We start from the raw sequence: 4,848 nt of genomic DNA, 5'->3' as shown, positions 1-4,848 counted from the left end.
GTTCGCCTCACGGTGTCGTGCCACGGAGTGGCTAACTTGTTCTTGCAATTTGCGAAAATAATCCTAACCTTAATATAGCATGAATTAAGCAGACGTAAAGTTTTAAGCATAATGGATGCGTTCCCATAGGCTAATGCGGTAAAATAGGGGGTGGAACAAAAAAGGAGTGTCAATATGCTTAATCAAGCAATCGACCACATGATGATTGAAAACCGTGACCATTTCATGATCCCAGGCGAAATGGTGGCCAGCGTCAACTGCGATAATTCCTTGCGCCACGCCTTTTTGGTGTTGACCAAGGTCCGCTACGCCAAAGTCCCAGTCGTCGACAACGATGACAAGTTCAAAGGCTTGTTGAGTTTGTCGATGATCACTGACAAAATGCTAGGCTTGGAGCACATTAATACAGAAGCTTTAGATGAATATTGTGTCGGCGACGTGATGGAAACTGGCATCACGACCATCGACAACCCTTACGATGTGGAAAACGTGTTGCACTTGCTGGTGGACAATGCTTTTCTGCCAGTGGTTCAAGATGACGGCACCTTTACTGGCATTGTGACCCGCCGTGAAGTAATGAAAGGCATCAACTACATCGGCCACAACTTGGATCGCTATTACGATTTGAACCCTCGAGAAGAAGTCACGCGCTAGTTGCAAGCTAACGTCGTGACATGGTAAAATGAACCTGTTAAAAAACCCCGTACAGAATCGTACGGGGGCGCGACCGTTTGAAGCTCGGCGGCCAGTGTCAATACATTTTAGTAGTGCAAGCTACTAAGTCGCAGAAACTCGCCCAAAGTTTGTGCATTGCGGCTTGGAGCTTGCACTTTTTTGTGGTCAAAATTGGCCACCTGGCAACTATCACCGCACGAGCATTGTTCTCACGGATGATGCCTTCTTCAATCTTGGTCACTAACCAGAGGATTAATTTGGCAATAGACAGCCACCAGACGATATCGAGGACAAAACCTCGAATCGCAGCGTACAAGGGATCCGGACTCCTTTCTCGAGGTTCAATGCGAGTAGCTGGCATATCCGCCATACACATCAGTCCTTTCAAGTGGGGCCACCGCGCATTAAACTTTGCGCAATTAATATTGTACTAGGTGACAAGACCTGTGTCTAGCTATCGTACAATAAAAACCCGGCTCACACGAGTCGGGTTTGTCGGTTAGTTCCCAAGATTCAATTTCGGTGTGGGAATATCGATTCCAGCAGCCGCGAGTGCTTTCAGATAAGCGGCTAAGAATTTACGCTGCACCGGCAATTGCTCGCCGTTTGCCACATGCATCATCACTTGATAAACGAAGGTGCCATCATCAGCGGCAGACATGCCGAGTAACTCTGGGCCATCGACGATCGCCGGGGTTTCAGGCTTCAAGGTGGTGTTCACATTTTTCAAGACGGAGCGCACCACGGACAAATCCTCGTCAGGCGACATCGGCAAGCTGATCAAAACTTGCATTTCCGAGCGAGACATATTGGAGACGATAGTGATGTTGCGGTTGGGGATGAAGTTCATGGTGCCATCGGCGGATTTCACGATTGTTGTCCGCAAGCCGACTGAGGTGATGGTGCCAGTGATCGTGCCGAGTTTCACCGCATCGCCGACATCGAATTGACCTTCCAAAATAATAAAGATCCCCGTGACCACATCGGATACGAAGCCTTGTGCCCCTAAGCCCAAAGCGATACCGACGACCCCAGCACCAGCGATCAAAGTCCCAACTGGTACGCCTAACACAGATAACACCGCGTAGAAGTAGAAGAAGATCACGGTGTAAGAATAAATGTTGCTCATCAACGTGCGCATGGTGTCGACGCGGGTGCCGGCCAATTGGGTGCGCGCTTTATACGTGGTGAAACCGCGGTGGATCAGGCGTTTGCCGACTGAGCGAATGATCAAAAACAAAATCGTGAACAGGATCAGTTCGCCGACGACTGTGACTAAGCGGTTGAACACCCCATCCCAGTCGATATTGTTCAAATAACGCAGGAGAATATTGGTTTGTTGCTCAAGATTTTTGGTTTTGGCCAGAATTAACATGTTGGTCCTTTCTGAAAACAGATTCTGAGACTATAGTACCAAAATTCCACAATGATTTGAACGGTAAAGCCAATGATGATATTCTTATGGGAGAAGGTCGTGTATGCGGTTTAGAAGCGACTGAGAAGGAGGTTGTGTATGACGTTAGGAGGAATTGCTGGCATTATCGCGGCAATCGCATTTTTGATCATTGCATTAGCAGTTTTGGTGATCGGCATCAAAATTGCTGGGGTGACCAAAGAGGTGCGCGGCACGGTGTCAGAAGTCAATACGACGCTGAACACGGTGAATGGTGAACTCGGGGCCTTGACCCATGAAGTCGAAGCCTTGTTGACCAAGTCCAATACGTTGCTTGAAGATGTGAACGGCAAAGTGGCGGCTATCGATCCGGTGTTTGATGCGATCGGCGAACTCGGCGAATCCGTGTCCGATCTCAACACCAGCACGCGCAACCTCGCGTCGAAAGTGACCGCCGGGGCTGCCAATGCAGGCAAAGTCACCGTTGCGGCAAAAGTTGGTAAAGCAGCATTAAATTTATTGAAGAAATCAGATAGCGAAAAATAGGAGGCATTGTGTATTATGGCGAAAAAATCACACTTTTTATTTGGGTTCATCTTAGGGGCAGCCAGCGCGTTGGCCACAACATATCTGTTGACGCCTCAAACTTCAGACGAATTAAAGCATAAGTTCAACCAGAAAAAAGACGACTTAGCTGATCGTGCGGCAGATTACTATGATTATGCCAAAGACGCGACTGCTGACTGGCGCGAATCTGCGGCAGACTTAGTGGACAACATCAAGTCCCATGCCCAACATGACGATGCAGACTTAGCCAGCTACGACGAAAAAACGCAAGCGTTGAAAGACGAATTGACCGAAGCGCCTGAAGTGGCTGACTCCGATGAATTCGACGATATCGTCTTAGATGGCAAGTCGGCGTTTGCCCAAGCCAAAGACGCAGACGTTGACACCCCAGCAGAACCAGAAGCACCAGCCGCAGACTCAGAACCTGAAGCAGAAACTAAACCTGCAGAAGATACGCCTGAAGATCCAGAAGCTTAATTTTGATGTTTACCACCGACTGTTGTGAGCGGTGGTATTTTTTCGCGCTAATTTTAGCAGTGGGTGGTCGTTGAAAGAAGAGATGCGGTTTAAGGCACAACAAATCCACGAAACAGTTACCTATTTCGTGGACCGGTGGCTTTAATGCCGATACAATTACGTTGATGCAGTTCTCTAACAACTCAAGTACGTTTCTGCGAGCCTTGGCTTCTTGGACCTTGACTGCTTTAGTTGCTAATAGGCTTTGCACTGCCGTTCGCACACAGACGTCGACTGGCTTCCCACGTTACCGTGAGGGCGAATCTCCCGGCGGTTACTTGGTTTGAGTCCGATTGGGACCCTTCTATGCCGGCACTCTGGAACTGGAGATCTAACGGAGCTGAACAGTTAAGCCCAGTCGCTACGGGATAGTCTCCAAAGTTTAGCGAGCACTTCCGCTCGTCGCGAGGTGAAACGGGCAGCCTGCGCTAAGCTGCTCACCCCTCCTTGATATCGAACAAAGTATATCACGTCACAACACCCATGTAAAGACTGAATAACTATAAACGTTTTTCCTATTTTTTGTCTGGTTCAAGCGCAAATCAAAACCCCACCGATCAGCTGATCAGTGGGGCCTTTCATTAAGCCAAGGCTAATTGTTGGCCGTCGACGGTGATACAATCACGACCAGAGCGTTTGGATAAGTACAAGTTGGCATCGGCACGCTCATAAACATCTTCAAAGCTTAAATCACCTTTGTTGAGGACGGTGATGCCCATCGACAAGGTGACTGAGATATGTTGGCCTTCATAAACGAAGTCCGCGTTTTTCACTTGGCGGTGGAGGCGTTGCATCAACGGCAGGATCTGTGCTTTAGGCGTTTCAAAAAATAAATTGAATTCTTCGCCGCCGGTGCGATAAAGCCGGGTATCGACCATGTTTTGTACCAGTTCAGTCACGCCGATCAACACGGCATTGCCCGCCGCATGGCCATAGGTATCGTTCACGTTTTTAAAATGATCGATATCAAACATCACCAACGTCAACGGGCTGTTGTTGCGTTGCGCAGTAGCTAGAGCCGAGGCGGAGTCAGACTTGAAAGCGAAAAACGAGCCAGCTTTTGTCAGCGTATCGGAGTTGACTTGTTGTTCCAAGCGATTGCGTTCTAAGTTGGCCAAGCGTTCAGACGACCAATACAAACTGGTGAACCAGTTCATCAACACAAACATTACGGTGCCCATTAAACTGGCAGTTAGCGTGAGTTGCGTTTGCGTGATCCAAAAGGCGACCCCGATCCAAGCTGTGAGCTCAATATTCAACAGCAAGTGGCTGTGAATCTGTTTGTGAAATTTGAACATCAACCCTAAAATGAGCAACACGGCGACTAGTGACACATAAAACATCGATGCTCGCACCGTGTTGGTATAAAACCAAAAAGCGACAATGCCAAGTGCTCGCACTAGGAATTCTGGTGCAACGATGTTGTCATCGATCAGCGGAATAAACAAGATGTACAAGGCCCAATTGAGATAAGCGGTCGAGTTGTTCGGATTGGCCCAAGTGGCAAACAGACAAAAGGCCACCATTAAATAGATGAAAACTGTTGATGCGACATGTTCGTTTAACTTCTCATGGCGCGCAAGGTCCCATAGTGTGATCAAGCGCGAATTGTAAAAAACCACAAATCCGGAAATGAAGAAGGTGATGTGAACCCATTAGGTTGGACAATTAAATAACTTGGTTATGCAGCCTCTTGA

At 48.1% G+C, this 4,848-nt stretch carries 6 protein-coding genes; 3 read left to right on the top strand and 3 right to left on the bottom strand.

Translation table 11 applies throughout. From position 1 onward, the window contains the following. The first annotated feature begins 174 nt into the window (after positions 1–174). Positions 175–654, top strand: coding sequence for a cyclic-di-AMP-binding protein CbpB (gene cbpB / locus FD01_RS13460; protein WP_054719554.1), 480 nt, complete (start codon positions 175–177; stop codon positions 652–654). Positions 655–751: 97 nt separating this feature from the next. Here the strand turns inward: cbpB and FD01_RS13455 are convergent, their stop codons facing one another. Together FD01_RS13455 and FD01_RS13450 are read right to left on the bottom strand one after the other, a co-directional pair. Next, positions 752–991, bottom strand: coding sequence for a hypothetical protein (locus FD01_RS13455; protein ID WP_152164693.1), 240 nt, complete (start codon positions 989–991; stop codon positions 752–754). Between the two features lie 183 nt (positions 992–1,174). After that, the gene (locus tag FD01_RS13450; protein ID WP_054719548.1) at positions 1,175–2,050 is read right to left on the bottom strand and encodes a mechanosensitive ion channel family protein; all 876 of its coding nucleotides are present in this window, start codon (positions 2,048–2,050) and stop codon (positions 1,175–1,177) included. Between the two features lie 138 nt (positions 2,051–2,188). On the opposite strand from FD01_RS13450, the gene FD01_RS13445 reads away from it, so the two are divergent. Together FD01_RS13445 and FD01_RS13440 are read left to right on the top strand one after the other, a co-directional pair. Further along, complete coding sequence (locus FD01_RS13445) at positions 2,189–2,614, top strand: DUF948 domain-containing protein (RefSeq protein WP_054719545.1); 426 nt, start codon at positions 2,189–2,191, stop codon at positions 2,612–2,614. 15 nt (positions 2,615–2,629) lie between these two features. Beyond that, on the top strand, positions 2,630–3,112 hold the full coding sequence (locus tag FD01_RS13440; RefSeq protein ID WP_056964803.1) for a YtxH domain-containing protein: 483 nt from the start codon (positions 2,630–2,632) through the stop codon (positions 3,110–3,112). A 620-nt stretch (positions 3,113–3,732) separates the two neighbouring features. Here FD01_RS13440 and FD01_RS13435 read toward each other — a convergent pair. Then, positions 3,733–4,752: a GGDEF domain-containing protein gene (locus tag FD01_RS13435; protein WP_152164694.1), complete on the bottom strand. Its 1,020-nt coding sequence runs from the start codon at positions 4,750–4,752 to the stop codon at positions 3,733–3,735. Positions 4,753–4,848 lie beyond the last annotated feature (96 nt).

The organism is Lacticaseibacillus manihotivorans DSM 13343 = JCM 12514 (assembly GCF_001435035.1).
Classification (GTDB): domain Bacteria; phylum Bacillota; class Bacilli; order Lactobacillales; family Lactobacillaceae; genus Lacticaseibacillus; species Lacticaseibacillus manihotivorans.
This window is presented reverse-complemented; position numbering and strand designations above follow the sequence as displayed.